We start from the raw sequence: 23,356 nt of genomic DNA, 5'->3' as shown, positions 1-23,356 counted from the left end.
GCATCTCGGAGACAAAATGGACCAGCAAACGCCCGTCATCTCGTGCCAGAATGTTTGGAAACTCTTCGGCCGCGACCCCGAGAGCTACCTTGCCACCATGCCCGCCGGGCGAGGGTTCGAGGAAATCCGCGCCGATGGCTACATCGCCGGCGTCAAGGATGTCAGCATCGATGTGCATCGCGGCGAGATGCTGGTGATCATGGGGCTTTCGGGTTCGGGCAAGTCCACGCTGGTGCGCTGTTTCAGCCGCCTGCACGACATCACCGGCGGCACCATCACTGTCGAGGGGCAGGATGTGATGCAACTCAGCGAGCGCGAGCTGATCGAGCTGCGCCGCTCGAAGATGGGAATGGTGTTTCAGTCCTTCGGCCTTTTGCCGCACCGCACCGTCCTGGAAAATATCGCCTTCCCATTGGAGATGCGCGGCCAGGACCGCCACCAGCGCCGCGAGCGCGCGATGGAGGTGATCAAGCTGGTCGGCCTGGAGGGCCGCGAGGATTACTTCCCCCGCGAGCTGAGTGGAGGTCAGCAGCAGCGCGTCGGAATCGCCCGCAGCCTCGCCATCGAGCCGGATATCTGGTTTCTGGACGAGCCGTTCAGCGCGCTCGATCCGCTCATTCGGCGTGAAATGCAGGACGAATTCCTGCGCCTTCAGGCGATGCTTTCAAAGACTATCGTCTTCATCACCCATGATTTCGACGAGGCGCTGCGCCTCGCCGACCGGATCGCCATCATGAAGGACGGCGCGGTCGAGCAATGCGACACCCCCGACCAGATCGTGCTGCACCCCGCCACCGAATATGTGCGCAAGTTCACCGAAGATATCGACAAGTCCCGTGTCGTGCATGCCAGCGTGCTGGCGAAGCCGGACCTCTCCGGCACGGGCGAGCCTGTGGATGCGGGCCTGACCGTCCACAAGATGGCGCAGATTCTCGTGCAGGATACGCGTGAGGCAATCCCGGTCGTGCGCGACGGTAAGACGATCGGCGCGTTCAAGCGGACCGATGCGCTGGAAATCCTTGTGGGGGCGACCTGATGGTGGCCACGGCGACCGATACAGCCCCCGCCCAGCAATTTACCCGGCCGCGCACGGCGCTGATCCTCGTAGGTGCCGCGATCCTGCTGACATTGCTTCAATATTCCGGGCTTTTGCCCGCGGTGTTGCACCGATTGCCCGAGGCGTGGATACCGCCCTTCGCCGCGTGGCTCGATGCGGGGTTCAACTTCATCAAGGATGATCTAGGCCTTCTGGCGCTGACCCGTTTTCTGACCGAGGGGCTGGAATGGGTGCTGGATGTCACGGCCAACCTCTTGTTCGGACAGCGTCGCTGGCCGTTCCTCGGCCCCATCCCGTGGACCGCGATTGCCGCCGTGGCCGCCGTGATCGGCTACTATCTGGGCGGTTGGCGCATGGCGCTGCTGGGCGGGGGCGTCTTTGCCTGGACGGCGCTGATCGGGCAATGGAAGATCGCCATGCAGACCGCGTCGGTTCTGGTCGTGGCTGCGCCGCTGGCCTTCGTGATCGGCCTGACCTTGGGCATCGCCGCATGGCGTTACGCATGGCTGGACCGCGCGCTGAAGCCGGTGCTATCGGTGCTGCAGACGCTGCCCTTCTTTACCTACCTTCTACCCGCGGTCATCTTCTTCAAGGTCGGTCCGACGGCGGGCGCTGTGGCGACAACGATTTACGCCATTCCGCCGATGATCTTGATGACGACGCTCGGCTTGCAAAAGGTATCGCCCGAAGTGGTGGAATCAGGCCATATGAGCGGCTGCTCGCGGTGGCAGCTCCTTCGGCATGTCTATCTTCCCTCGGCCCGGACCGAGATCCTCGTGGGCGTCAACCAGGTCATCATGCTCAGCCTCGCCATGGTCGTTCTGACCGCCTTTATCGGCATGCCCGGCCTCGGAGCCAAACTTTTGGCGATGATGGGCAGCTTCAAGCTGGGCCGCAGTTTCGAGATTGGCGTCACCATCGTGCTATTGGCCGTCATGCTGGACCAGATGTCCAAGGCGTGGGCTCTCAAGCAGCCCAAGCATTTCGAGCGCGGCACCCCGTGGTGGAAACGCCATATCCTGCTGCTGACCGGCATCGGTGCCTTTGTCTTTTTCTGCATCCTTGGCCAGTTCGTCGAGGTCGCGACGGATATCGGGCGCAAGCAGAATTTCAGCATGGGCAGCGAGATCGACCAGCTGATGAAGGATTTCCTGGCGCTGAACTGGGTCAATGCGATCACCGACGGGATCCGGTATTTCCTGAATGTTCAGGTGCTGATCCCCTTCCGCAACTTCCTGCTCAGTATCCCCACGCCCGCGCTTATCCTGCTGATATCGGCTTTCGCCCTTTGGCTGGGTGGGCGGCGCCAAGCGATCATCGCGGCGCTCTTCTTTGGTATGATCGCCCTTTCGGGCTGGTGGGATCGGTCGGTCATCACGCTCTATTCGGTTATTTCGGCGGTGGCGCTGGCGATGCTCTTTGGCCTGCCCCTGGGCATTGCGGCGGCGCGCAGTGACAAGTGGTCGCGCCGTGTGCTGCTGGCTTGTGACACCGCGCAGACCTTTCCCAGTTTCGTCTATCTCATCCCGGCCATCATGCTCTTCGGGATTACGGATGTCGCCGTCATCTTCTCGATCCTGATCTTCGCGATGGTGCCGTTGACGCGCTACACGATCGAGGGTCTGCGGACCGTGCCTGCCGAGATGCTGGAGGCGGCGGATATGTCCGGCGCGACACGGCGTCAGAAACTGTGGAAGGTGCAGTTGCCTCTGGCCCTGCCGACGATGGCCATCGGCTTTAACCAGGCGATCATGTTCGCATTCTTCATGGTGATCATCGCGGCCTTTATCGGCACGCAGGATTTGGGCCAGGAACTGCAGCGCACTTTGGCAGGTACCGATATGGGCAAGAACTTTGTCCTCGGGATCTGCGTCTCGCTGATGGCGCTGACCTTTGATCTGACCATCCTGAAATGGGCAACCGATCAGAAACGCGCGCTGGGCCTCGGAGAGTGAGGCCCGCCGCCTAGCCGTCGCAGAAGGCCGCCTTCAGCGCGTCCCACTGGCGCTGGCCGATATCTTCGGGCCGCGCCGTCAGCCAGGGCGCGGCGCCGGGCATGAGGCTGCCGCGGTCCAGCCGCGCCAACCGCCCCGCAGCCAGCGCCTCTGCGCAGAGCGGCAGCGAGGCCAGCAAAACGCCCATCCCCGCCTCGGCGGCGGCGATGCCAGCGCCCATGCTATCGCAGCGCAGGCCGCCAGCGCCGGGCTCCTCCGGCCCGTCCCAATCCGACCAGCCCGCGCGCGGCCCGGTGACATGGATGCGGGGCAGGGCGGCGATATCGCCTTGCCGCAGCGAGGGCGCAGCGACGGGCGCCAGCTCCTCGGCATAAAGGCGGCGCGCGCGCAGGCCCGCCCATGTGCCCGCGCCATAGCGCACCACGGCGATCCCGCGGCCCGGCGCCTCGTCCGCCTCGACCATCAGCGTCTTGAAGCTGAGCCTGCCCTGCATTTTCAGCCGAGTCAGGCGCGGCATCAGCCAGCCACGCGTGATGGACGCACTGGCCACGATGGTCAGCGCCCGCGCGCCCGTGCCAAAGATATCCTCGGCGCTTTGGCGCAAGAGGCCGAGCGCGGCGCTCGCATGGGGCAGCCACGCCTCGGCCGAGGCGGTCAGGCTGACACCGCGCGCCCCACGGTGAAACAGCGGCGCCCCCAGCCGCGCCTCGAGGTTTGCGATGCGCTGGCTGATGGCTGCCTGCGTCAGCCCCGTCTCAGTGGCGGCGGCGGTAAAGCTGCCCAGTCGCGCTGCCGCCTCGAAGGCGCGCACCCAGTCCAGCGGGATCCCGTCCAGCGCCTTCCCAGCCATAATGAAAACCGCCTCTCAGACCCAGATCATCACTGTTGTGATTATGGCTGGCTCTGGCAGCATGGCAAATGAATTCATCGGAAGTGAGGTCCAAATGACCGACGTTACCCTGTCGCCGGACGGCGACATCATCACCCTCGATCATGGCGGGGCAACGGCCCGGTTTCATGCCATCTGGCTGCGTGACAACGCTTGGGATCCCGCCACCCGTGCGCCCGGCAACGGCCAGCGTCTGATCGCGCTGCGCGATATCGACGTTGGAGTGCACATCAGCGCCGCGCGTCTGGCCGGCGGGCAACTGCAGCTGACCTTCGCGCCCGAGGCGCGCGAGATCGCCTATGATCCGGATTGGCTGATGGCGCATCGGTATGATCGGGATGAGGTCCGCGCGCCCGGCGCGCTGCCCGACGGCGCCGAGGCGTGGGATGCGGGTTTGATGGAGAATGTGCCGACAGGCGATTTCAGCGCCGTCCGCGACCATGCGGAGGCGCGCCGCGCGTGGCTGGCACAGATCGCGCGCTACGGCTTTGCCAAGCTGACGGGCGGGCCGGTGCGGGACGGCGCGCTTTTCGATGTGGTGGACCTTTTCGGCCATGTGCGCCCCACCAATTACGGCGCCAAGTTCGAGGTGCGCACCGAGGTGAACCCGACCAACCTTGCCTATACCGGCCTTGGTCTGCAGGCGCATACCGACAATCCCTACCGCGATCCGGTGCCGACGGTTCAGGTGCTTTATTGCCTCGAGTCGACTGCCGAGGGCGGCGAGAACATGGTGGTCGACGGCTTTGCCGCCGCGCGCCGCCTGCGCACGGAAAACCCCGAATGGTTCGACGTGCTGAGCGGGCATTGCGCGCGGTTCGAATACGCGGGCGAGGCCGGTGTGCGCCTGCAATCGCGCCGCCCGATGATCGAGCTGGACCCGGACGGCATATTGCGCGCGGTGCGCTTCAACAATCGCTCCGCCGCCGCGATCACCGATGTGCCTTTCGACGTCCTGCCCAGCTATTACGCCGCCTATCGCCGCCTCGGCGAGATCATCGACGATCCGGCGATGGAGGTCAGTTTTCGGCTGGAGCCGGGTGAGAGCTTCCTCGTCGACAACACCCGTGTGCTGCATGCGCGCAAGGGCTATTCAGGCAGCGGCACGCGCTGGTTCCAAGGCTGCTATGCGGATATGGACGGCGTCCGATCAACCTTGGCCGCCCTCGAAACACCCAGACAGGAGGCCGCCGAATGACCGCAGAGCTGACCCCCCAAAACATCGTCGCCTTTCTGGGTGACATCTTCGAGCGGCGCGGCGGCGAGGAATATCTGGGCGAGCCGGTGACCATGGCCCAGCACATGCTGCAAGGCGCCGCGCTGGCCGAAAGGGCGGGCAAGCCGGAGCGGATCATCGTGGCGGCCCTTCTGCACGATATCGGCCATTTCACTTCGGAATTCGGCACATATCATCCCGATGATACCCATGACCGCCACCACGAGGAAGCGGGGGCAGAGGTGCTGGAGGCGTTCTTTCCCTCGGTCGTCACCGATTGCGTGCGCTACCACGTCGCGGCCAAGCGATTTCTCTGCGCGACGCGGCCCGAGTATTTCGGGCGTCTGTCGGCGGCCTCGGTGCATACGCTGAACCTGCAGGGCGGGCCGATGGATGCGGACGAGGTCGCTGCATTCGAGGGCAATCCGAACCTTTCAGAGATCATAGAGGTGCGATACCTCGATGATGCGGGCAAGCATGCGGATATGAAGACGCCGGATTTTGCGCATTACGCGCCCATGGTGCAGCGCATCGTCGACGCGCATTGCGGGGTGGCCGTCCTGTAGATGACAGAGCGCGGCATTGCCGGGCACGGACACCGAGGTTGAGGCGGCATCTTGGTATGCGTCTCTCTAAAACGATCCGAAGGCACTGGGCATTGTCACCGCCGAGCCTGACACCGTGCGATCCTTCAGCGTTTGCGCAGATCTCGTATCGCCTCCGCAAGCAAGGCGTTGCCATGCCTGAGCGGCCTGGCCAACAGGCGCCGACGTGAATCGGCGCTCCAAGTGTAATAATCCAGGCGCACCTGTAGCGTTTCGAGTTGTGTGACTATGGCAACTTGCACCGGGTCATCGGCGGCCAGGCCGAATACCTTTGCATCACGCAGCCGTTGCTCGAGAACCTTGATCTGGCTGTGCAAGATCGCGGTTCGACGTTCGCGGTTGCCGAGCTTGCTGACATGTTTGGCCAACTGGCTGGAGATGCCAACACCCTCTTGGTAGGTGACCAGTTTTTCGTTGATATAGTGGACGCCTTGCTCCAACACCGCGCGAAAGCCCAATATAAGGTCTTCGTAGGCGCGCTCGGGTGGAAATCCGCCGTATTTGCGATAAAGATCCTTATGCCACGCTGCGGTTGCGCCCAAGTATAGCTCAAAGGAGAGCGCCGCTTCCTGGCGTGAATACTCGCGGTAAAACAGTGCCCGTCTGTATGCGTCCGAACCCGCCGTACCATCGCTTGATATCGTAATCGCGTTGGAGAAAAGAAGCTTTGCCTGTGTCTGGCGAAACGCTTCGATAATGCGTTTCGCCCGGTAGGTGGCGTTGATGTCGTCGCCAGCCGTCCAGATCATCAGATCCGCACTGCTCAGCTCGATCGCGCGCTCGATGTGTCGGTTGGTCCCGATATTCACGTCGTTTTGGCGGGCGATCACGCGATGCGGCCCTGCGTATTCCTGCGCAAGTTGCTTGATGATGGTGAATGTTCCATCCGTTGATGCGTCATCGGATACGATGATCTCAATCGGCTCGCAATCTTGCGTCAGCACGGATTCCATTGATGCGCGGATGCTGCTTTCCTGATTGTAGGACAACAGGATGAACGTTGCTGCTGGCGTGACCTCGCCGTCATGCATGGTAATAGCCTCCGCCAAAACAAAAGAGCATGCTGCCTTGCCCGGACGCGCCTTCAAGATCGCAGCGACAAGACCGGGATTTCTCCGTTGTCAACGTCCCAGCGGGCGACACCTACCCCGGTGCGGCCCATGTCGTTTCCGTTGTAAAAAAGGTATCGGGTGCCATCCGGCGCTGCGATATGCGCAGGATAGCACGTCATATCGCTGTCCCAGCTGCCAGAGTTGCCACGCGGCAATTCGACGTCCTCTGTGCGGTCAAAGCGGACACCATCGACAGAGGTGAACCGATAACTTGCATATTGCTTGGACAACGTGTCGGAGGTCGCCCGCAGCTCCCAAGTTCCGTCTGCCAGTTGGTTGGCGCGCGGGCGACCGATCCGATATTCATCAGAATTCGGTGTAATGATCTGTTGGGCCGCCGCATTGTCGAAGTGAAGCCCATCGGTGCTGGTCAATGTCCAGCAATCGTATTTCGGGTATTGGCGGCCCTGCAGTGTCTGCCATCCGCGTCCGCGGGAAATCCACGCGCGATAACCACCGCCGGCCATTTTGGAGATCGAATGGAGCGCGCCGATGAACGTGCCATCCGTACAGCGGTCCAGTATCGGGGTTGGCTGAAAGCGCACGAAGGTATCGCCGCGATCCCGGCTGATCGCGACACCGGTGAATGCCAGGAACTTGGCTTTTTCAACCAGTTGGAAGCCGACGTAATAAAGGCGTAGCTCATCGTGCGACACTTCGAGGACGTCGCCCAATATCAGGCCGTTGTCGTCGAACATGCCTGGCGCTCCCAAATCCAGAACTGGCGTGGGAGATACGGCCTGGACGTGGGTGGGGTCTGCGGCGTCCACATCCACCCAGCCAATCCGGCTGATCCCATTATCGTCGCGCATGCCGCCGAACAACCGGATCGTATCGGCGTCGCGCATCCAGGGAGTGGGTGTCATGAACGAATGTCGTGCCCAGTCCGATGATCCGTCGGGACAGAAGACCAGACCGATCTTCTGCCAGCTCATGTTGGCGCCTTCAGCTTGAAATAGCGATACGCGGAGACCCGTGATGCTTCTGCCGGATGCCCGTTGAGTATCAGGCCGGCGTCTTCGAACGATTTGTTGATGACTGCCGCCATACCCACGAAAATGTCAGCGCCTATCGTGACGCTATCTGCCAGCGTGGAATTCACGCCCAAAAAGCAGCGCGCGCCAATCTTGCAGTAGCCGGAAATCACGACATGGGATGACAGAAAGCAGTAGTCGCCAATCACCGATTGGTGGCCAACATGATTTCCCGACCACAGTACGCATCCATCCCCGATCTGGACGCCATGCTGCACGACATTGTTTTCAAATATAAAGACATTCACGCCCAGCTTTGCCGTTCGCCAAACCATAGCGCGGGGGCTGATAAAATTCGCCAAGGTGTACCCGCAGTCCTGCGTCTTCTTAATAAGACGCTCACGCACTCGGTTCAGCTGTGTGGAGGTGATGGCGACATGCGCCTCGGTCTTTGCGGGATCAAATCGGGTAACTGAATCTTCAAGGGCCACGACAGGCAGGCCAAACTTTTCGTCTTCGGTCAGATAGTCTTTTTCCACTGCGAAACCGACGACGGTGTATGGACTGTCGACCGTGAAATATTCGTACGCGATATCAGCGAACTCGCCTGCACCGACGATCAGTAGATTTTGGGACATGGGTTGGCGTACTCGCGGCTAAAGCATAGGAATCAGTCTGAATTTGCGCTTCTTCACTATAATGGCGGTATAGAGGGATTGCGAGTTACTATCCTGCAACCGCTCCCTGGCCCTCCCCCGAGAGACAGGTTGATGCGCCCCAACTCACCGGACGGGATTTCGCGTAACCCAAGCTAAGAGCTCCACCTGAGGATCGGATGAGTTATCTCTTCTCTCGACCGATAACGCGCTTGGGGAAATGCACCGCAACGTGCCGACACGTAATTGGGGGCGCCCTAAGTGTCTAAAACTGAAGAGGTGGGATGGTGCTGTGAGAGAGGATTGAACTCTCGACCTCACCCTTACCAAGGGTGTGCTCTGCCACTGAGCTACCACAGCAATCGGGCGCTGATTAATCGCTAATCGCGGGCCGTGCAACCCTAATCTGGACCCGGTCCGGCACCTCATGTAAAGACGGCGCATGAGTGGCAAGGATACCCCCAAACGTCAGCGCAGCGAGGCCGAGATCCGGGAGGATCGGCTGAAGCAGGCGCTCAAGGCCAATATGGCAAGGCGCAAGGCGCAGGCACGCGTGCGCCAGGCGGGCGACAAAAGCAATGACAGCGCGCCGGGCAAGGGCGCCGAGCAGGAAGGCTGAAAGCAGATGGACAGCATTATCGTAACGGGGAACGGCCCTCTCAAGGGCGAGATTCCCATCGCGGGGGCCAAGAACGCGTGCCTGACGCTGATGCCGGCGACGCTGCTTAGCGACGAGCCGCTCACGCTGACCAACGCGCCGCGCCTTTCGGATATTCGCACCATGTCACAGCTTCTGGGCTCGCTCGGGGCCGAGGTCTCGACGCTGCAGGGTGGGCAGGTGATCGCCATGTCGTCCCATGCGCTGACCAGCCAGCGGGCCGAGTACGACATCGTGCGCAAGATGCGTGCCTCGATCCTTGTGCTGGGGCCATTGCTTGCCCGGTTCGGTCATGCCGAGGTGTCGCTGCCCGGCGGCTGCGCCATCGGCGCGCGGCCCGTCGATCTGCACCTGCGCGCGCTCGAGGCGATGGGCGCGGAGCTGGAGCTGAAAGAAGGCTATGTGCATGCCACCGCGCCCGGCGGGCTGAAGGGCGGCACCTACAAGTTCCCGCTCGTGTCGGTCGGCGCGACGGAAAACGCGCTGATGGCGGCGACGCTGGCCAAGGGGACCACGGTGCTCAAGAACGCGGCCCGCGAGCCCGAGATCGTGGACCTTGCCACCTGCCTGCGCCGCATGGGCGCGCAGATCGAGGGGGACGGCACATCGACCATCACCATTCAAGGCGTCGAGCGTCTGCATGGCGCGACCCATCCCGTGGTCACCGACCGGATCGAGCTGGGCACTTACATGCTGGCCCCCGCGATCTGCGGCGGCGAGGTGACCTGCCTCGGTGGGCGCCGTGATCTTCTGGCCGCTTTTTGTGACAAGCTCGAGGCGGCGGGCCTGACCGTCACGGAGACCGACAGGGGATTGACCGTCGCGCGGAACAATGGCGACATTCGTGCCGTCGATGTGGCGACCGAGCCCTTTCCCGGCTTCCCGACCGATTTGCAAGCTCAGTTCATGGCGCTGATGTGCATCGCCAAGGGCAAATCGGTGTTGGAGGAGAAAATCTTTGAAAACCGCTTCATGCACGCCCCCGAGCTGATCCGCATGGGCGCCAAGATCGACGTGCATGGCGGCACCGCCACGGTCGAGGGTGTAGAGCGCCTGAAGGGCGCGCCCGTGATGGCAACCGATCTGCGCGCGTCGGTGTCGCTGATCCTTGCCGGTCTTGCTGCCGAGGGCGAGACGATCGTGAACCGCGTCTATCACCTCGATCGCGGCTACGAGCATGTCGAGGATAAGCTGCGCGCGGTTGGCGCCAAGATCGAGCGGGTGGCAGGCCAATGACCGAAGACGCACGGTTTGAGGACGCGCGCGGCGGGGCGCTGAACCTGGGCGCGCTGGATCTGGATGATCTGCAGGTGATCTCGGGTCTGTCGCAGGACGCGATTTTCCCAATCACCGAGATGAAATGGCAAAAGGGCGCGCGCCGCTTCGCCCTGCTGCTGAACCGCTTTCGCTGGGAGGATGCGGGCGCCGCGCGTCACGCGCCCGAGCGGGTCCAGTCGGTGCTGGTGATCGACAACGTGCTGGGCGTGGCCAGCCAGGGAATCGACCGGAGCGATCCGGACGTGATCCTGTCGCTGCTGACTGTCACCTTCGAGCCGGGCGAGGATGTGTCGGGCCATGTCCTGCTGACGCTGGCCGGCGATGGCGCGATCCGCTTGGAGGTCGAGGCGCTGAACGTCACCTTGAAGGATGTGACGCGGCCCTATGTTGCCCCCTCGGGCAAGGCGCCGCATCACGACGTCTGAGCCTTTCTCATCCTCGTGCCGACCCCTGCCGAATAGGACCGCCCCATGCCTCGTTTCCTCGATCACACCAGCCCCGATTTCGAGGCAGAGTTCACCGCGCTCTTGAACGCCAAGCGCGAGGACAGCCCCGACGTGGACGATATCGTGAGCGCCATCATCGCGGATGTGCGCGGGCGCGGCGATGCGGCGGTGATCGAGCTGACCGAGCGGTTCGACCGCATCGCGTTGACGCCGCAGACACTGCGCCTGACGGCCGATGAGGTGGCCGAGGCGGCGGATCAGGTTTCGCCCGAAGTGCGCGCGGCGCTGGAATTGGCGGCGGACCGCATCCGCGCCTATCATCAGCGGCAGATGCCCGAGGATGACAGCTGGACCGATGCAGCGGGTGCAACACTTGGCTGGCGCTGGACGCCGGTGGATGCGGCTGGTCTTTATGTGCCGGGCGGCATCGCGACATATCCCAGCTCGGTCCTGATGAATGCGGTCCCCGCCAAGGTCGCGGGCGTGTCGCGCCTTGCGATGGTGGTGCCTACGCCGGACGGTGCGCTCAACCCGGCCGTTCTGGCCGCCGCTCAGATCGCGGGCGTCGACGAGATCTACCGCATCGGCGGCGCGCAAGCCGTGGCGGCACTGGCCTACGGCACCGAGACGATTGCCCCCGTGGACAAGATCACCGGCCCCGGCAATGCCTATGTCGCCGCCGCCAAGCGGCGTGTTTTCGGCAAGGTTGGCATCGACATGATCGCCGGGCCGTCCGAAATATTGGTAATCGCCGATGGGGATAACGATCCCGACTGGATCGCACTCGATATGCTCAGTCAGGCCGAGCATGACGAAAGCGCGCAGTCGATCCTGATCACGACCGATGCGGAGTTCGGGCAGCGGGTGGCAGACGCCATCGATGCGCGATTGCAGACGCTGGAGCGGCGCGCCATCGCGGGTGCCTCATGGCGCGATTTCGGCGCCATCGTTACGGTCCCGGACCTCGACATCGCGGCGCAGCTGTCGAACCGCATTGCGCCCGAGCATCTGGAGCTTTGCGTGGCCGATGTGGACAGCTTGAGCGCGCAGATCACCCATGCGGGCGCCATCTTCCTCGGCCAGTGGACGCCCGAGGCGATCGGCGACTACGTCGGCGGGCCCAACCACGTGCTGCCCACCGCGCGCTCGGCGCGGTTTTCGTCGGGTCTGGGCGTGCTGGACTTTCTCAAGCGCACCACGCTGGCGCGCATGACGCCCGGCGCGCTGCGCGCAGTCGGCCCCGCCGCCGAGACGCTGGCCCAATCCGAAAGCCTCGAGGCGCATGGCCTGTCGGTGCGCGCCCGCCTCGACAAGCTGAACGGCTAGACCATTGCCCCTCTGGCCCCCGCGCGCTACTGCTGGGGCGATAAATTACGCCTGAAAGACCGCCCATGAGCCGCATCAGCCATATCGAACTCGACGACGCGAACCTGCCAGCCCCCACGCCCGAGATCGAGCAGGAGCGCAAGGTCGCCATGTTCGACCTGATGGAGGAGAACAGCTTTGCCCTGCCGGGCCGCGAGGGGCGTGACGTGCCGGACGGCCCCTACCGCGTGGGCTTGTCGATCCGCGAGAAGCGCCTGGTCTTTACCGTGCGCGCCGAGGACGAGGCGCCTGCCGCCGAGTTTCACCTCTCGCTCAGTCCGTTCCGGCAGGTGGTCAAGGATTACTACGCCATCTGCGAAAGCTATTTCGACGCCGTCAAGAACATGCCCCCCAGCCAGATCGAGACGATCGACATGGCCCGGCGCGGCATCCACAACGAGGGCGCGCGCATTCTTGAAGAGCGGCTGGAAGGCAAGGCCGATATCGACAGCGACACGGCCCGCCGCCTCTTCACGCTGATTTGCGTGCTGCATTTCGGCGGGTAGCGCATGGTGGCCGAGCTTCCCCAATCGGTGCTTTTTTGCTGCGATTACAACGCGGTCCGCTCGCCCATGGCGGAAGGCATGATGAAGAAGCTCTACGGCACCGGCACTTATGTGCAATCCGCTGGGGTCAAATCCGAGCAGGATATCGACGGGTTTTCCATCGCCGTCTGCGAAGAGATCGGGGTCGAGCTGTCGCGCCACCGGGCGCGCAGTTTCGACGAGATGGCCGAGTGGGGCGACGATCTTGGATCGTTCGACCTGGTCATTGCGCTTAGCCCTGCCAGCCAGCGCCGCGCGCTGGACCTGACGCGCATCTATCACCTCGATGTGCTCTATTGGCCCATCATGGATCCGACGGGCCTGGGTGAGACGCGCGAGGCCAAGATGGCCGCGTATCGCCAGTCGCGCGACCAGATCCTTGCACATATGACGGAACGCTGGGGCGATCCCCGCTCAGACACGTCCTCGGGAGAAGAGACATGATCGAAACCATCAAGCACTATTTCGACTCGTTCAACATCGGCGATACCGAGGGCATGCTGTCCTGTCTGTCGGACGATGTTGCACATCACGTCAACGAGGGCGGGGTGCGCCGGGGCAAGGATATGTTCCGCGATTTTTGCGAGCATATGGAAGAATGCTACCGCGAGGAGCTGACCGACATGACGCTGTTCATTTCCGACGACGGCAAGCGCGCGGCGGCCGAATACGTGGTCAATGGCACCTATCTCAAGACGGATGACGGCCTGCCCGAGGCGAACGGCCAGACTTACACGCTGCCCGCGGGGTCCTTCTTTACGCTGGGCGACGGCCTGATCACGCGGATCACGACCTATTACAATCTGTCCGACTGGCGCAATCAGATCTCGTGACGGGCGCGTCGGATGAACCGGCCGGCGTCCATCTGCGGCGCCTGACGGGCGCGGATCTGGAGGGCGCGCTGGACGATGTGGCGCGGCTCCGGATCGAGGTTTTTCGCGCCTTCCCCTACCTCTACGACGGCGATGCCGCATACGAGCGGGATTACCTTCAGACGTACCGCGACAGTGCGGACGCCATTCTGATCGGCGCTTTCGACGGCACGCGCCTGATTGGCGCCGCGACAGGGACGCCGATGGCGGATCACGCCGATGATTTTGCCGCGGCGCTTGCGGACCAGCCGCAGGCGCCGGATCTTTCCCAGATCTTCTACTGCGCGGAATCCGTCCTTTTGCCCGACTATCGTGGACGCGGGCTGGGCCATGCGTTTTTTGACGCGCGCGAGGAGCACGCGCGCGCCCTCGGGTTTGGCTATAGTGCGTTCTGCAGCGTTGTGCGGCCGGCGGATCATCCGTGCCGCCCGGCGGGCTATCGCCCCCTCGACACCTTCTGGCGCGGGCGCGGCTACGCGCCTCTGCCGGGCGCCGTCGCACATTTCGACTGGCGCGATGTGGGGGCTGCGGAGCAAAGCCGGCACGACCTTCAGCTCTGGATGCGCCGCCTTTAGCGCGGCTGATAGCCAGCCTGTCGGGCCAGCAGCGATGCCGAAATGCCCAAGCGCGGGAAAATTCTCGGTCTGGTTGCAGGAAATTCGCCCGGAGGTCTGGCTTCCGCCACAATCGAGCGGTTACATCACGCAGGCCGGGGGGCAACAGTACGGGAATTATCGATGCGTTCTTTTGTCGCCGCCAGTCTGGCCATGGCATTCATTTTGGGCATTGCCGCCCCTGCCGCGTCCGAAGGGCGCGTCAGGCTGGGCTACGGCCGCCTTGTGACCAACGATTTCATCGGCGACGGCTTTGACCGCTGGCGCACCGGATCCGTCGCGTCCAGCCGCGTGTGGGGACCGTCCTGGGATGGCGGTCTGCCCAAAGGGTTCGGCCAGCTTCTGGAGCTGCGGCTCAATGCTCAGATCATCGCGCCGCAGGATCTCAATTTGCCCGCGGCAGGCGACAGGCCCTATGCGGGCTCTCTCTCGGTCGGGCTGCACACCCATTATGAGGCGATGGGCGCCGAGCTGTCGCTGGGCGGGGATCTGGTCTTTGTCGGCCCGCAAACGGGCCTCGACGGATTTCAGGACTTCATACACGACAATCTAGGCGGGCAGGGCGTCGGTGGCACGGTGCGCCGCACGCAGATCGGCGACGATATTCGGCCCACTGCGGTGATGGAGGTGGGCCATTCCACGGGCTTCGGCGCGCTCAACCTGCGCCCGTTCGCCGAGGCGCGTGCGGGCGACGAGACGCTGGTGCGCGTGGGCGCCGATCTGACCATCGGCACGGCGCTGGATGGCGGGCTCATGGTGCGGGCGCCCGTCTCGGGGCAGCGCTATCGCGCGGTGAATAACGGACTGGCGGGCTACGCTTTCGTGCTGGGCGCCGACACCGCCTATGTCGAGGACAGCGTTTATCTACCCGAAAGCAGCGGGTTTCGCCTGAGCGATGCGCGCAATCGGGTTCGCGCCGGCGTGCATTACGCGGCGCCCGCCGGACACCGGGTTTTTTATGGCGTGACCTGGCTCGACCGCGAGTTCAAGGGCCAGGAAGAGGGCCAGTTTGTGGGATCCTTGCGACTACATCTGGAATTCTGACAGCTTTTTCTTGACGGCGCTTCCCAGCCTTAACTTCGTTTGTTAACCTCTGGTTAATAAAAAAAGATCGAGGCAGGAATATACGGGTATGGGAACGGGCTTTCGGGGCACGTTCGTCATTTCCTGGTCGCAGACGGAAGTGGACGGTTTCGAGCCGGACGCGGTCGAGCAAATCACGGTTGGCGCAGCATGGCGTTGGCGCGGGAACCCCGTGCGCGTCGATGGTCCGCCCGAGCTGTTGCGGCTGGAAAATACTGACGGACATGGAGTTAATCGTAAGAGTGCGGCGCGGATGGTGCGCCGCCTCGTGGGTGCCGCTTTGGGCGGGACGCGGGATCTGAGCGCGGTGGAGGTGGACGACACGCTGCCCGACAGCAGTTTTGTCGTCACCAACGGTGCACAAAGCTACACGGTCAGCGTGATCGAACTGGGCGGCGGCGCAAAGCCGCTGCTGATGTTTCTCGACATGCTGCCGCCACAGGACACGGACATGTGGGTTGTGCATCACACGCTGGAAGGGGCGCAGACCGCCTCTACCGGGCCCGCGACGGGCGGTGTCATCTGCTTCACTCCCGGCACCCGTATCGACACGCCCGATGGCCCGCGCCTGGTGGAGGATCTGCGCGAGGGCGACCGGGTGCAGACCAAGGATAATGGCGCGCAGGCGATCGAATGGATCGGCAGCCGCCACATGACCGGCGCGCGCCTCTTCGCGATGCCGCGCCTGCGCCCCATCCGCATCCGCGCGGGCGCGCTGGGCAAAGGATCGGGCAACTGGCGCCCCGACGAGGATCTGCTGGTCTCGCCCGAGCACCGGATGCTGATCGAGGGCGACACGGCCCGCGCGCTCTTCAACACGCCCGAAGTGCTGATCTCGGCCAAGGATCTGGTCAACTCCAGTTCGATCAGCGTCGATCTGGCGCTGCGCGAGGTGACCTACATTCACCTCCTGCTGCCCAGCCACCAGGTGCTTTGGGCCAATGGGGTCGAGACTGAAAGCTTTCACCCGGCCAGCGCGTCCCTCTCGACGCTAGGCGAGGCGGACCGCCTGCGCCTACTGGCGCGCTATCCGGCGCTGGAGTTCGAGCCGCACACCTATGGCGGCTTCGCGCGGCGCAGCCTCAGCACGCCCGAGGCGGCCATCCTTGCGCATGAGGCGGCGTGATCGGAAAATTGAATGAATTTTCCGGCCTCCGGCGGGGATATTTTTAACAAGAAGAATGGAAGGGTGCTTCGGTGTGAAGCGCCCTTTTGTTTTTTCTTGGGGGTAAATACCCCTGTCGCTTCGCGAGATGCGCAGGGCGCGGTTGGCCTATCTGACCGGATCCAGCAGCGCATTCTCGAGGCGGCAATCGCGAACCACGTCCTGGCCGCAGGGCACGGGGTTCAGATCGCGGGATAGGCACAGGCGCGCCTCGGCGATGCGGCCATTCCGGCAGGTGATGGTGAGCATGTCCGGGTCGAGGCCGGGATTTTCCTTGAGGAATGCCTCTTCGACCACGCGCGCGGGCAGTTTGACGGGGCGGGTCAACTGCTGGAACACTTCGGGGCGTGCGATGCGACCCCAGGCCTCGCGCGTAAGCGCAAAGTAGGCGGGCGCGCTGAGGCCCGTGCAGCGGCCGTGCTTTTTCCACTGATACCAGGCCAGGCCGCCGCTGCCCATGATGTCGCTCATCGCCTCGGTCATCTGGCGTGAGGGCGGTCTTTGGGACGTGGGGCAGAAACTGGGCCAGCCGCGGTGGTATTGGGGCCAGAGACCGTGGAGCGTCCAGGCGGCATCGGCGCTGTCTGCGCATTCGAGGGCATTTCGCGCGTCGCCAGTGGTGGCGCACCATGTTGGTGTCCAACTAAGGGCGAGCACGTAGTAGTCGAAGCTGCCCGCGCGTTCGCCCTCTGCATGGGCGCCGGAGGCTGTGAGGGCGCAACCGAGCAGCAGGATCAGGAGGGCGCGCATATTTCGGTCTTTCCAAACGGCATTCATGGGACTATACGGGCACCCAAGTTTCCCGACAATGGCGACCCGCTTCGGACCTTATCCGAAGCCTCCTGGAGACAGGAGACGAGGAAGGCATGCGTGCGGGACGGATACGCTTTAGGAGAGTAGAACATGGCGAAACCACTTATGGCCAAGGCCACCGCCGTCTGGCTGGTGGACAACACCACGCTCAGCTTCAAGCAGATCGCGGATTTCACCGAGATGCACGAGCTGGAGGTTCAGGGCATCGCCGATGGCGATGTGGCCGCCGGCGTGAAGGGGTTCGATCCCGTTGCCAATAACCAGCTGGAGCAGTCGGAGATCGACGAGGCGGAGAAGAATCCGCTGCACAAGCTGAAGCTGAAATACAATGCGTCGGCGGAGGGCGAGGAAAAGCGCCGTGGGCCGCGGTATACGCCTCTCAGCAAGCGTCAGGACCGCCCCGCCTCGATCCTGTGGCTGGTCAAGTTCCACCCCGAGCTGGCCGACAGCCAGATCTCGAAGCTGGTGGGCACGACCAAGCCGACCATTCAGGCGATCCGCGAGCGCACGCATTGGAACATCGCCAATATCCAGCCCATCGATCCCGTTGCGCTGGGCCTGTGCAAGCAGTCCGAGCTGGATGCCGCCGTGCAGAAGGCCGCCGCCAAGAAGGCACGCGAGGGCCAGGCGATGAGCGACGAGGACCGCCGCAAGCTGCTGAGCACCGAGCAGAGCCTGTCGAGCGAGGACGAGCACAAGATGCCGACCGCGATCGAGGGTCTGGAAAGCTTTACGCTGGGCGAGGCCGATCCGGAGGTCACGAGCAAGCAATACGACAAGGACAGCCTCTTTAACCTGCCTGAAGGGTCCGATGACGACGAGGACGAGAGCGAGACCGGTAGCCGCTGAGCTGTATCAGTCGTCGCTGGGACATGCGCCCGATGACGTCAAGATCCCGGCCGCGATGACGCGCGCCGGGATTTTTTATGCGCGGCCTGCAAATACCGCTTGTGTGAATCGCAAACTGGTATAAATGCGCAATTCAAGACGCCAACGCACGCGCCTCTGGCCGGTCAGTCCACATACTGACTGACCCGCGTTTATGTAGCGACGGTAACGTCTCTGACTGCTGACCCAACCCGGACCGTTCCGGGGGATCCTTTTGGAGATGACCATGACCGCTATGATCCCCGGCGCCCTGCGCGCCGCAAACCTCGCCGTTCCTGCCGCTGATGTGATCGACCCCGCCGCCGCGTTTATTGCGTCGCGCCAGTTTGATCGTCCCACGCTGGTCGTCAGCCGTGACCGTGTCACCGCGCAATATGACGCGCTGGTCGCGGGCCTGGGAGAGGCGCGCATTCATTACGCGGTCAAGGCGAACCCGGCGCCCGAGATCATCCGTGCGCTTGTTCTGAAAGGCGCGCGTTTCGATGCGGCCAGCCGCGGCGAGATCGAGCTCTGCCTCAGCCAGGGCGCGACCGGCGCCGACATCTCGTTCGGCAACACCATCAAGAAACCCGCCGATATCGCCTACGCGCATGCGCATGGCATCACGCTCTTTGCCGCCGATAGCGAGGCCGAGATCGACAAGCTGGCGGCGCATGCGCCGGGCGCGCGTGTCTATCTGCGCGTAATCGTCGAGAATTCCGATGCCGACTGGCCGCTGAGCCGCAAGTTCGGTTGCGCCCGCTCGGCCATGCTGCCGCTGATGGACTACGCGCGCGGCGCGGGTGTCGATGTGGCGGGCCTGTCCTTTCATGTGGGCAGCCAGACGCGCAATCCGGCCTCGTGGAACCCCGTGCTGGACCAGATCGCGGCGCTGTGGACTGCGGGCCGCGAGGCGGGCCATGACCTGCGTGTTCTGAACCTTGGCGGCGGATTTCCGGCGACCTACGAGGATGAGGTCATGGGAGCGGCGCGCTATGCCGCCGAAGTGATGGACGCCGTGACCGAGCGCTTTGGCACCGTGCCCTATATCATGGCCGAGCCGGGCCGCGGCCTTGTGGCCGAGGCGGGGCATATCGTGGCCGAAGTGCTGCTGGTCTCGCGCAAGTCGGCGGATGATCTGCACCGCTGGGTCTATCTCGATATCGGCATGTTCTCGGGGCTGGCCGAAACCATGGGCGAGGCCATCCGCTACCGGATTCAGACCCCGCATGATGGTGGCGAGACAGGGGCCTGCATCTTGGCCGGTCCGTCCTGCGACAGCGCCGATATCCTTTACGAGCAGCGGCCCATCAACCTGCCGACGGCGCTGGCCTGCGGGGACCGCGTCGTGATCCGCAATTGCGGCGCCTATACCAGCAGCTATTCGTCGGTCGGCTTCAACGGCTTTCCGCCGCTGGATGTTGTCGTAATCTGAGCACAGCGCCGCTGCCGGGTTGCCCCCGGCGGCGGCGCTGGCTTAGGCTCTGGCTGTCTTGTCTTCCGGAGTTCATCATGCGCCCTCTTGATATCGCCTGTCTGCAACTGCGCCCCATGCCCAGCATGGAAGAGGCATTGGACGAGGCGCTGCCCTTGGCCCGCGAGGCCGCGCAGGGCGGTGCGCAGATGATCTTCTTGCCGGAATATTGTGGTGGCCTGCGCGCCGATGGGGCGGCGGTCGCTCCGCCATCGGCGCCAGAGGATGCGCATTCGTTTCTGACCGCGATGCAGGATTTCGCGCGCGAGCGTGAGATCTGGGTGCATCTGGGATCGGTCGCGGTCGATGGGCCGGACGGGCGGATCATCAACCGTGGTTTCATGCTGACGCCCGAGGGCGCAATCGCGGGACGCTACGACAAGATTCACCTCTTCGACATCCAGTTGTCGGATGGCGAGGTCTACCGCGAGAGTGACAGGGTCGATCCCGGTACGTGCGCGGTCATCCACGACACGCCTTTGGCACGGGTCGGCCATAGCATCTGCTACGATCTGCGCTTTGCGCATCTCTACCGCAGTCTTGCGCAGGGCGGGGCCGAGATCCTGGCCTGTCCTGCCGCCTTTACCGCCAAGACGGGTGCGGCCCATTGGCATGTTCTGAACCGTGCGCGGGCGATTGAGACGACGCGTTTCATGGTCTCGGCGGCGATGACGGGTCCGGTACCGGGCGGCGGCGCGACATATGGGCATTCGCTGATCGTGGACCCCTGGGGCGAGGTTCTGGCCGATGGGGGCGCAGGGCCGAGCGTGGTGGCCGCGCGCATCGATCTGGATATGATCACGCAAACCGAGGGACGCATCCCAAGCCTGATGAACGACGCGGATTTCGAGCGGGTCTGAGAAAATTCGCAGAATTTTCTTGTGCCTTCGGCGAGGATATTTTCAGCAAGAAGAAAAAGGGCGCCGCGGGGGATGCGGCGCCCGTGTCTTTATTGCGGGTAGCCGATGGTTTTCAAGGCGGCGGCGATTTCGTCGATGATAGCCGGATCGTCGATGGTAGCGGGCGGCTTGAAATCCTCGCCGTCGGCAAGGCTGGCCATGGTGCGGCGCAGGATTTTGCCCGAGCGGGTCTTGGGCAGGCGGTCCACCACGACGGCGAGCTTGAAGGCCGCAACCGGCCCGATCTTGTCCCGCACGAGGGCGACGCATTCCTTCGTTATGTCTTCGGCCGGGCGGTCGACGCCTTTGGTCAGGCAGACGAAGCCGATGGGCACCTGGCCCTTGAGGGCGTCCTTGGCGCCGAGAACCGCGCATTCGGCCACGTCGGGGTGGCTTGCCAGCACCTCTTCCATCAGGCCGGTGCTGAGCCGGTGGCCGGCGACGTTGATCACGTCATCGGTGCGCGCCATGATGTAGAGATAGCCATCCTCGTCGATCATTCCGGCATCGCCTGTCTCGTAGTAGCCGGGGAAGGTTTCGAGATAGGATTTTCGGAACCGCGCCTCGGCGTTCCAGAGGCCGGGCAGTGTGCCGGGGGGCAGCGGCAATTTGATCGCGATGGCGCCAAGCTCGCCCGGCTCTTTGGGTGTGCCATCCTCGCCAAGTATGCAGATGTCATAGCCCGGCATCGCAACGGTGGGCGAGCCGATCTTGACCGGCAGCGCCTCGACCCCGGCGGGGTTGGCGGCGATGGCGCAGCCGGTTTCGGTCTGCCACCAGTGGTCATAGACGGGCTTGCCCAGTTTCTCTTGTGCCCAGATGATCGTGTCGGGATCCGCCCGCTCGCCCGCGAGGTAGAGCGCCTTGAGCCGCGAGAGGTCGTATTTCTTGATCAGCTCGCCGTGGGGATCTTCGCGCTTGACCGCACGGATGGCGGTGGGGGCGGTGAAAAAGGCGCGCACGTCATGCTCGGCGATGACGCGCCAGAAGGTGCCGGCATCGGGGTTGCCCACGGGCTTGCCCTCGAAGACCACGGTGGTGTTGCCGTGGATGAGCGGCGCGTAGCAGATATAGCTGTGACCCACGACCCAGCCCACATCTGACGCCGCCCAGAACACATCGCCAGGATCGACGTTGTAGATGTTCTTCATCGTCCAGTTGAGCGCGACGAGATGCCCGGCGGTGGCGCGGATGACGCCCTTGGGCGCGCCCGTGGTGCCGGAGGTGTAGAGGATATAGGCCGGGTGATTGCCCTCGACCGGCACGCATTCGGCGGGCTCGACCCCGTATTGAAAACCGTGCCAGCTGACGTCGCGGCCCTCGACAAGTTTGGCCACCTCTTGTTCGCGCTGGAAAATGACGCAGAACTCGGGCTTGTGCGCCGCCTGTTCGATCGCGCCGTCGAGGAGGGGTTTGTAATGGACACTGCGGTTCGGCTCGATCCCGCAGGAGGCGGCGATGATTGCCTTTGGGGTGCAATCCTCGATGCGCACCGCCAGTTCGGTTGCGGAAAATCCGCCGAAGACCACTGAATGGATCGCGCCGATCCGCGCGCAGGCCAGCATCGCCTCGAGCGCTTCGGGCACCATGGGCATGTAGATGATGACGCGGTCGCCCTTCTCGACGCCTTTGGCGCGCAGGGCACCGGCGAGGCTGGCGACGCGTGTCTGCAGCTCGGCATAGGTGATGGTGTGCTTGGTGCCGGTGACGGGGCTGTCGTGAATGATGGCGGCCTGCGCGCCGCGCCCGGCCTTTACGTGGCGGTCGACCGCATTGTAGCAGGTGTTTACCCTCGCATCGGCGTACCATTCATAGATGTTCTCGCCGCGATCGAAGAGCGCCTGCGTCGGTGCCTCGTCCCAATCAATCGACTTGGCCTCGTTCAACCAGTAGGCCTCGGGGTCGTCCTGCCAGCGTTTGTAGATTTCCCTGTAGCTCATGTTGGCCTCCCTCAAACCGTTTTAACAGTTGTAGAGGCGAGTTGGCGGCATGGGCAAGGCGCGATACGCCTCAATCGCCGGCCAAAAGAGAGCGGCACCGGGTTTGTCAGGGCGCAGACAGACAGCGATCAGAAGCGCGGGGCGCAGGGGAATTGTTTCGCTGAGGGCCGGGCTTTGCCGCGCGCGGGCGGTGAAGCGCCGGACTGGTCTGATCGGGGCGCCGATCCGCTTGTGTCGGCCGCATTCTAGAGGATGCAGCCCAGTGCGGCCTTACAAATGAGACAGGCGCGCACGATATCAATGGCAGGCCCGACATCATGCCGCGGCCCATATAGATTGAGAGTTCAACATGTCCGACGACAAGCGCATTGGCTCGAAAATTCCCGGCCCCAAGCCCGGTCAGACCGCAGAACCGAAATCCGCCGATACAGCGGAACAGAAGCCGGAAGTGGCTGCTGGCAAGTCGAAGTAAGCCAGCATCCACGTGATGCAAGGCCCGCCGCCCCCAACCCGGGGCGGCGATGTCATGTCCGGGCTCTGCACGCCGTCAACTGTTGTGGCGCGGCCACCGTCATCCGCGCAATCCCGATCTCGCCACCAGCGCGATAAGGCCGCGTATCCCCGACGCCTCCAGAGAGCGCAGACCGAGCCGCGAGCGTGACTGCAGGCCAGTCTTGGCCGATGGCGCGCGGGGATCGGCGCGCTTTGGCCGATGGGCCCGCGCGGCGGGGCGGCTGCTATCAGAAATCCGTAGCAGACTCAGCCGCGCACATGAGATGCTCTCGTCAGGCCCGGCATGGTGCTGGGCCGCCAAAGCGAGGTCTGCCAGATGGCAAACGCACCCAAACCCCAGCCCAAGGAAGCCGGCTCAAA

General features: G+C 63.6%; 24 protein-coding genes and 1 tRNA gene. 18 read left to right on the top strand and 7 right to left on the bottom strand.

Going from position 1 to position 23,356, the window contains the following annotated elements:
* Positions 1-16 precede the first annotated feature (16 nt).
* Together BW975_RS12350 and BW975_RS12345 are read left to right on the top strand one after the other, a co-directional pair.
* Positions 17-1,036, top strand: coding sequence for a quaternary amine ABC transporter ATP-binding protein (locus BW975_RS12350; protein ID WP_076534435.1), 1,020 nt, complete (start codon positions 17-19; stop codon positions 1,034-1,036).
* Positions 1,036-3,012 carry an ABC transporter permease gene (locus BW975_RS12345; protein WP_076534433.1) on the top strand — a complete coding sequence of 659 codons (1,977 nt, stop codon included), beginning with the start codon at positions 1,036-1,038 and terminating at the stop codon, positions 3,010-3,012. Before BW975_RS12350 ends, BW975_RS12345 begins: the two co-directional genes overlap by 1 nt.
* A gap of 10 nt (positions 3,013-3,022) precedes the next feature.
* Here BW975_RS12345 and BW975_RS12340 read toward each other — a convergent pair whose 3' ends face one another.
* Positions 3,023-3,862: a LysR family transcriptional regulator gene (locus tag BW975_RS12340; RefSeq protein ID WP_076534431.1), complete on the bottom strand. Its 840-nt coding sequence runs from the start codon at positions 3,860-3,862 to the stop codon at positions 3,023-3,025.
* Between the two features lie 94 nt (positions 3,863-3,956).
* On the opposite strand from BW975_RS12340, the gene tmpA reads away from it, so the two are divergent.
* Both tmpA and tmpB read left to right on the top strand, forming a co-directional pair.
* Positions 3,957-5,099, top strand: a complete 1,143-nt coding sequence (gene tmpA / locus BW975_RS12335) for a 2-trimethylaminoethylphosphonate dioxygenase (RefSeq protein WP_076534788.1) — start codon at positions 3,957-3,959, stop codon at positions 5,097-5,099.
* Positions 5,096-5,683 carry a (R)-1-hydroxy-2-trimethylaminoethylphosphonate oxygenase gene (gene tmpB / locus BW975_RS12330; protein ID WP_076534429.1) on the top strand — a complete coding sequence of 196 codons (588 nt, stop codon included), beginning with the start codon at positions 5,096-5,098 and terminating at the stop codon, positions 5,681-5,683. Before tmpA ends, tmpB begins: the two co-directional genes overlap by 4 nt.
* A 125-nt stretch (positions 5,684-5,808) precedes the next feature.
* Here the strand turns inward: tmpB and BW975_RS12325 are convergent, their stop codons facing one another.
* The 4 genes from BW975_RS12325 to BW975_RS12310 form a co-directional block, all read right to left on the bottom strand.
* Positions 5,809-6,753 (bottom strand): glycosyltransferase, encoded by a 945-nt coding sequence (locus BW975_RS12325; RefSeq protein ID WP_076534427.1) that lies wholly within the window; start codon positions 6,751-6,753, stop codon positions 5,809-5,811.
* A gap of 53 nt (positions 6,754-6,806) precedes the next feature.
* On the bottom strand, positions 6,807-7,769 hold the full coding sequence (locus BW975_RS12320; RefSeq protein WP_076534425.1) for a hypothetical protein: 963 nt from the start codon (positions 7,767-7,769) through the stop codon (positions 6,807-6,809).
* Entirely contained in the window at positions 7,766-8,446 is a 681-nt protein-coding gene (locus BW975_RS12315) for an acetyltransferase (protein WP_076534423.1), read from the bottom strand. The genes BW975_RS12320 and BW975_RS12315 overlap by 4 nt, the downstream gene beginning before the upstream one ends.
* Positions 8,447-8,749: 303 nt before the next feature.
* A tRNA-Thr gene (locus BW975_RS12310) sits at positions 8,750-8,824 on the bottom strand.
* An 82-nt stretch (positions 8,825-8,906) separates the two neighbouring features.
* On the opposite strand from BW975_RS12310, the gene BW975_RS18080 reads away from it, so the two are divergent.
* The 10 genes from BW975_RS18080 (at position 8,907) to BW975_RS12265 (ending at position 16,451) form a co-directional block, all read left to right on the top strand.
* Complete coding sequence (locus BW975_RS18080; protein ID WP_170846604.1) at positions 8,907-9,083, top strand: hypothetical protein; 177 nt, start codon at positions 8,907-8,909, stop codon at positions 9,081-9,083.
* 6 nt (positions 9,084-9,089) lie between these two features.
* Positions 9,090-10,358 (top strand): UDP-N-acetylglucosamine 1-carboxyvinyltransferase, encoded by a 1,269-nt coding sequence (murA, locus tag BW975_RS12305; protein ID WP_076534421.1) that lies wholly within the window; start codon positions 9,090-9,092, stop codon positions 10,356-10,358.
* On the top strand, positions 10,355-10,825 hold the full coding sequence (locus tag BW975_RS12300; protein WP_076534419.1) for a DUF2948 family protein: 471 nt from the start codon (positions 10,355-10,357) through the stop codon (positions 10,823-10,825). Before murA ends, BW975_RS12300 begins: the two co-directional genes overlap by 4 nt.
* 45 nt (positions 10,826-10,870) lie before the next feature.
* The gene (gene hisD, locus BW975_RS12295; protein WP_076534417.1) at positions 10,871-12,172 is read left to right on the top strand and encodes a histidinol dehydrogenase; all 1,302 of its coding nucleotides are present in this window, start codon (positions 10,871-10,873) and stop codon (positions 12,170-12,172) included.
* 65 nt (positions 12,173-12,237) lie between these two features.
* Positions 12,238-12,717 (top strand): UPF0262 family protein, encoded by a 480-nt coding sequence (locus BW975_RS12290; RefSeq protein ID WP_076534415.1) that lies wholly within the window; start codon positions 12,238-12,240, stop codon positions 12,715-12,717.
* A 3-nt stretch (positions 12,718-12,720) separates the two neighbouring features.
* Positions 12,721-13,200 carry an arsenate-mycothiol transferase ArsC gene (locus BW975_RS12285; protein WP_170846605.1) on the top strand — a complete coding sequence of 160 codons (480 nt, stop codon included), beginning with the start codon at positions 12,721-12,723 and terminating at the stop codon, positions 13,198-13,200.
* Positions 13,197-13,589, top strand: a complete 393-nt coding sequence (locus BW975_RS12280; protein WP_076534413.1) for a ketosteroid isomerase-related protein — start codon at positions 13,197-13,199, stop codon at positions 13,587-13,589. Before BW975_RS12285 ends, BW975_RS12280 begins: the two co-directional genes overlap by 4 nt.
* Entirely contained in the window at positions 13,586-14,203 is a 618-nt protein-coding gene (locus tag BW975_RS12275; RefSeq protein WP_076534411.1) for a GNAT family N-acetyltransferase, read from the top strand. The genes BW975_RS12280 and BW975_RS12275 overlap by 4 nt, the downstream gene beginning before the upstream one ends.
* Positions 14,204-14,365: 162 nt before the next feature.
* Complete coding sequence (locus BW975_RS12270) at positions 14,366-15,286, top strand: lipid A-modifier LpxR family protein (RefSeq protein WP_076534409.1); 921 nt, start codon at positions 14,366-14,368, stop codon at positions 15,284-15,286.
* 88 nt (positions 15,287-15,374) lie between these two features.
* A complete protein-coding gene (locus BW975_RS12265) occupies positions 15,375-16,451 on the top strand; it encodes a Hint domain-containing protein (protein ID WP_076534407.1) in 1,077 nt (358 codons plus the stop codon).
* A gap of 147 nt (positions 16,452-16,598) precedes the next feature.
* Here BW975_RS12265 and BW975_RS12260 read toward each other — a convergent pair whose 3' ends face one another.
* Positions 16,599-17,240 carry a ribonuclease T2 family protein gene (locus BW975_RS12260; RefSeq protein ID WP_076534405.1) on the bottom strand — a complete coding sequence of 214 codons (642 nt, stop codon included), beginning with the start codon at positions 17,238-17,240 and terminating at the stop codon, positions 16,599-16,601.
* Positions 17,241-17,393: 153 nt separating this feature from the next.
* Here BW975_RS12260 and BW975_RS12255 point away from each other — a divergent pair, with 153 nt between their 5' ends.
* From BW975_RS12255 to BW975_RS12245, 3 genes are all read left to right on the top strand, one after another.
* Entirely contained in the window at positions 17,394-18,152 is a 759-nt protein-coding gene (locus BW975_RS12255; RefSeq protein ID WP_076534403.1) for a DUF1013 domain-containing protein, read from the top strand.
* A 259-nt stretch (positions 18,153-18,411) separates the two neighbouring features.
* Positions 18,412-19,605, top strand: coding sequence for a type III PLP-dependent enzyme (locus tag BW975_RS12250; protein ID WP_092746263.1), 1,194 nt, complete (start codon positions 18,412-18,414; stop codon positions 19,603-19,605).
* Positions 19,606-19,682: 77 nt separating this feature from the next.
* A complete protein-coding gene (locus tag BW975_RS12245) occupies positions 19,683-20,504 on the top strand; it encodes a carbon-nitrogen hydrolase family protein (RefSeq protein ID WP_076534399.1) in 822 nt (273 codons plus the stop codon).
* Positions 20,505-20,593: 89 nt separating this feature from the next.
* Here the strand turns inward: BW975_RS12245 and BW975_RS12240 are convergent, their stop codons facing one another.
* Positions 20,594-22,483, bottom strand: a complete 1,890-nt coding sequence (locus BW975_RS12240; protein WP_076534397.1) for an AMP-binding protein — start codon at positions 22,481-22,483, stop codon at positions 20,594-20,596.
* 349 nt (positions 22,484-22,832) lie between these two features.
* Between BW975_RS12240 and BW975_RS18360 the strand changes: the two genes are divergently transcribed.
* Positions 22,833-22,955, top strand: coding sequence for a hypothetical protein (locus BW975_RS18360; RefSeq protein ID WP_272482023.1), 123 nt, complete (start codon positions 22,833-22,835; stop codon positions 22,953-22,955).
* Positions 22,956-23,356: the final 401 nt, after the last annotated feature.

The sequence above is a fragment of the Roseovarius nanhaiticus genome (assembly GCF_900156535.1).
Classification (GTDB): domain Bacteria; phylum Pseudomonadota; class Alphaproteobacteria; order Rhodobacterales; family Rhodobacteraceae; genus Roseovarius; species Roseovarius nanhaiticus.
This window is presented reverse-complemented; position numbering and strand designations above follow the sequence as displayed.

Bases quoted from the DNA above. Each gene is read 5' to 3' on its own strand.
- BW975_RS12350 (WP_076534435.1), top strand. From the start codon at position 17: ATGGACCAGCAAACGCCCGTCATCTCGTGCCAGAATGTTTGGAAACTC.
- BW975_RS12345 (WP_076534433.1), top strand. From the start codon at position 1,036: ATGGTGGCCACGGCGACCGATACAGCCCCCGCCCAGCAATTTACCCGG.
- BW975_RS12340 (WP_076534431.1), bottom strand. From the start codon at position 3,862: ATGGCTGGGAAGGCGCTGGACGGGATCCCGCTGGACTGGGTGCGCGCC.
- tmpA (WP_076534788.1), top strand. From the start codon at position 3,957: ATGACCGACGTTACCCTGTCGCCGGACGGCGACATCATCACCCTCGAT.
- tmpB (WP_076534429.1), top strand. From the start codon at position 5,096: ATGACCGCAGAGCTGACCCCCCAAAACATCGTCGCCTTTCTGGGTGAC.
- BW975_RS12325 (WP_076534427.1), bottom strand. From the start codon at position 6,753: ATGCATGACGGCGAGGTCACGCCAGCAGCAACGTTCATCCTGTTGTCC.
- BW975_RS12320 (WP_076534425.1), bottom strand. From the start codon at position 7,769: ATGAGCTGGCAGAAGATCGGTCTGGTCTTCTGTCCCGACGGATCATCG.
- BW975_RS12315 (WP_076534423.1), bottom strand. From the start codon at position 8,446: ATGTCCCAAAATCTACTGATCGTCGGTGCAGGCGAGTTCGCTGATATC.
- BW975_RS18080 (WP_170846604.1), top strand. From the start codon at position 8,907: ATGAGTGGCAAGGATACCCCCAAACGTCAGCGCAGCGAGGCCGAGATC.
- murA (WP_076534421.1), top strand. From the start codon at position 9,090: ATGGACAGCATTATCGTAACGGGGAACGGCCCTCTCAAGGGCGAGATT.
- BW975_RS12300 (WP_076534419.1), top strand. From the start codon at position 10,355: ATGACCGAAGACGCACGGTTTGAGGACGCGCGCGGCGGGGCGCTGAAC.
- hisD (WP_076534417.1), top strand. From the start codon at position 10,871: ATGCCTCGTTTCCTCGATCACACCAGCCCCGATTTCGAGGCAGAGTTC.
- BW975_RS12290 (WP_076534415.1), top strand. From the start codon at position 12,238: ATGAGCCGCATCAGCCATATCGAACTCGACGACGCGAACCTGCCAGCC.
- BW975_RS12285 (WP_170846605.1), top strand. From the start codon at position 12,721: ATGGTGGCCGAGCTTCCCCAATCGGTGCTTTTTTGCTGCGATTACAAC.
- BW975_RS12280 (WP_076534413.1), top strand. From the start codon at position 13,197: ATGATCGAAACCATCAAGCACTATTTCGACTCGTTCAACATCGGCGAT.
- BW975_RS12270 (WP_076534409.1), top strand. From the start codon at position 14,366: ATGCGTTCTTTTGTCGCCGCCAGTCTGGCCATGGCATTCATTTTGGGC.
- BW975_RS12265 (WP_076534407.1), top strand. From the start codon at position 15,375: ATGGGAACGGGCTTTCGGGGCACGTTCGTCATTTCCTGGTCGCAGACG.
- BW975_RS12260 (WP_076534405.1), bottom strand. From the start codon at position 17,240: ATGCGCGCCCTCCTGATCCTGCTGCTCGGTTGCGCCCTCACAGCCTCC.
- BW975_RS12255 (WP_076534403.1), top strand. From the start codon at position 17,394: ATGGCGAAACCACTTATGGCCAAGGCCACCGCCGTCTGGCTGGTGGAC.
- BW975_RS12250 (WP_092746263.1), top strand. From the start codon at position 18,412: ATGACCATGACCGCTATGATCCCCGGCGCCCTGCGCGCCGCAAACCTC.
- BW975_RS12245 (WP_076534399.1), top strand. From the start codon at position 19,683: ATGCGCCCTCTTGATATCGCCTGTCTGCAACTGCGCCCCATGCCCAGC.
- BW975_RS12240 (WP_076534397.1), bottom strand. From the start codon at position 22,483: ATGAGCTACAGGGAAATCTACAAACGCTGGCAGGACGACCCCGAGGCC.
- BW975_RS18360 (WP_272482023.1), top strand. From the start codon at position 22,833: ATGTCCGACGACAAGCGCATTGGCTCGAAAATTCCCGGCCCCAAGCCC.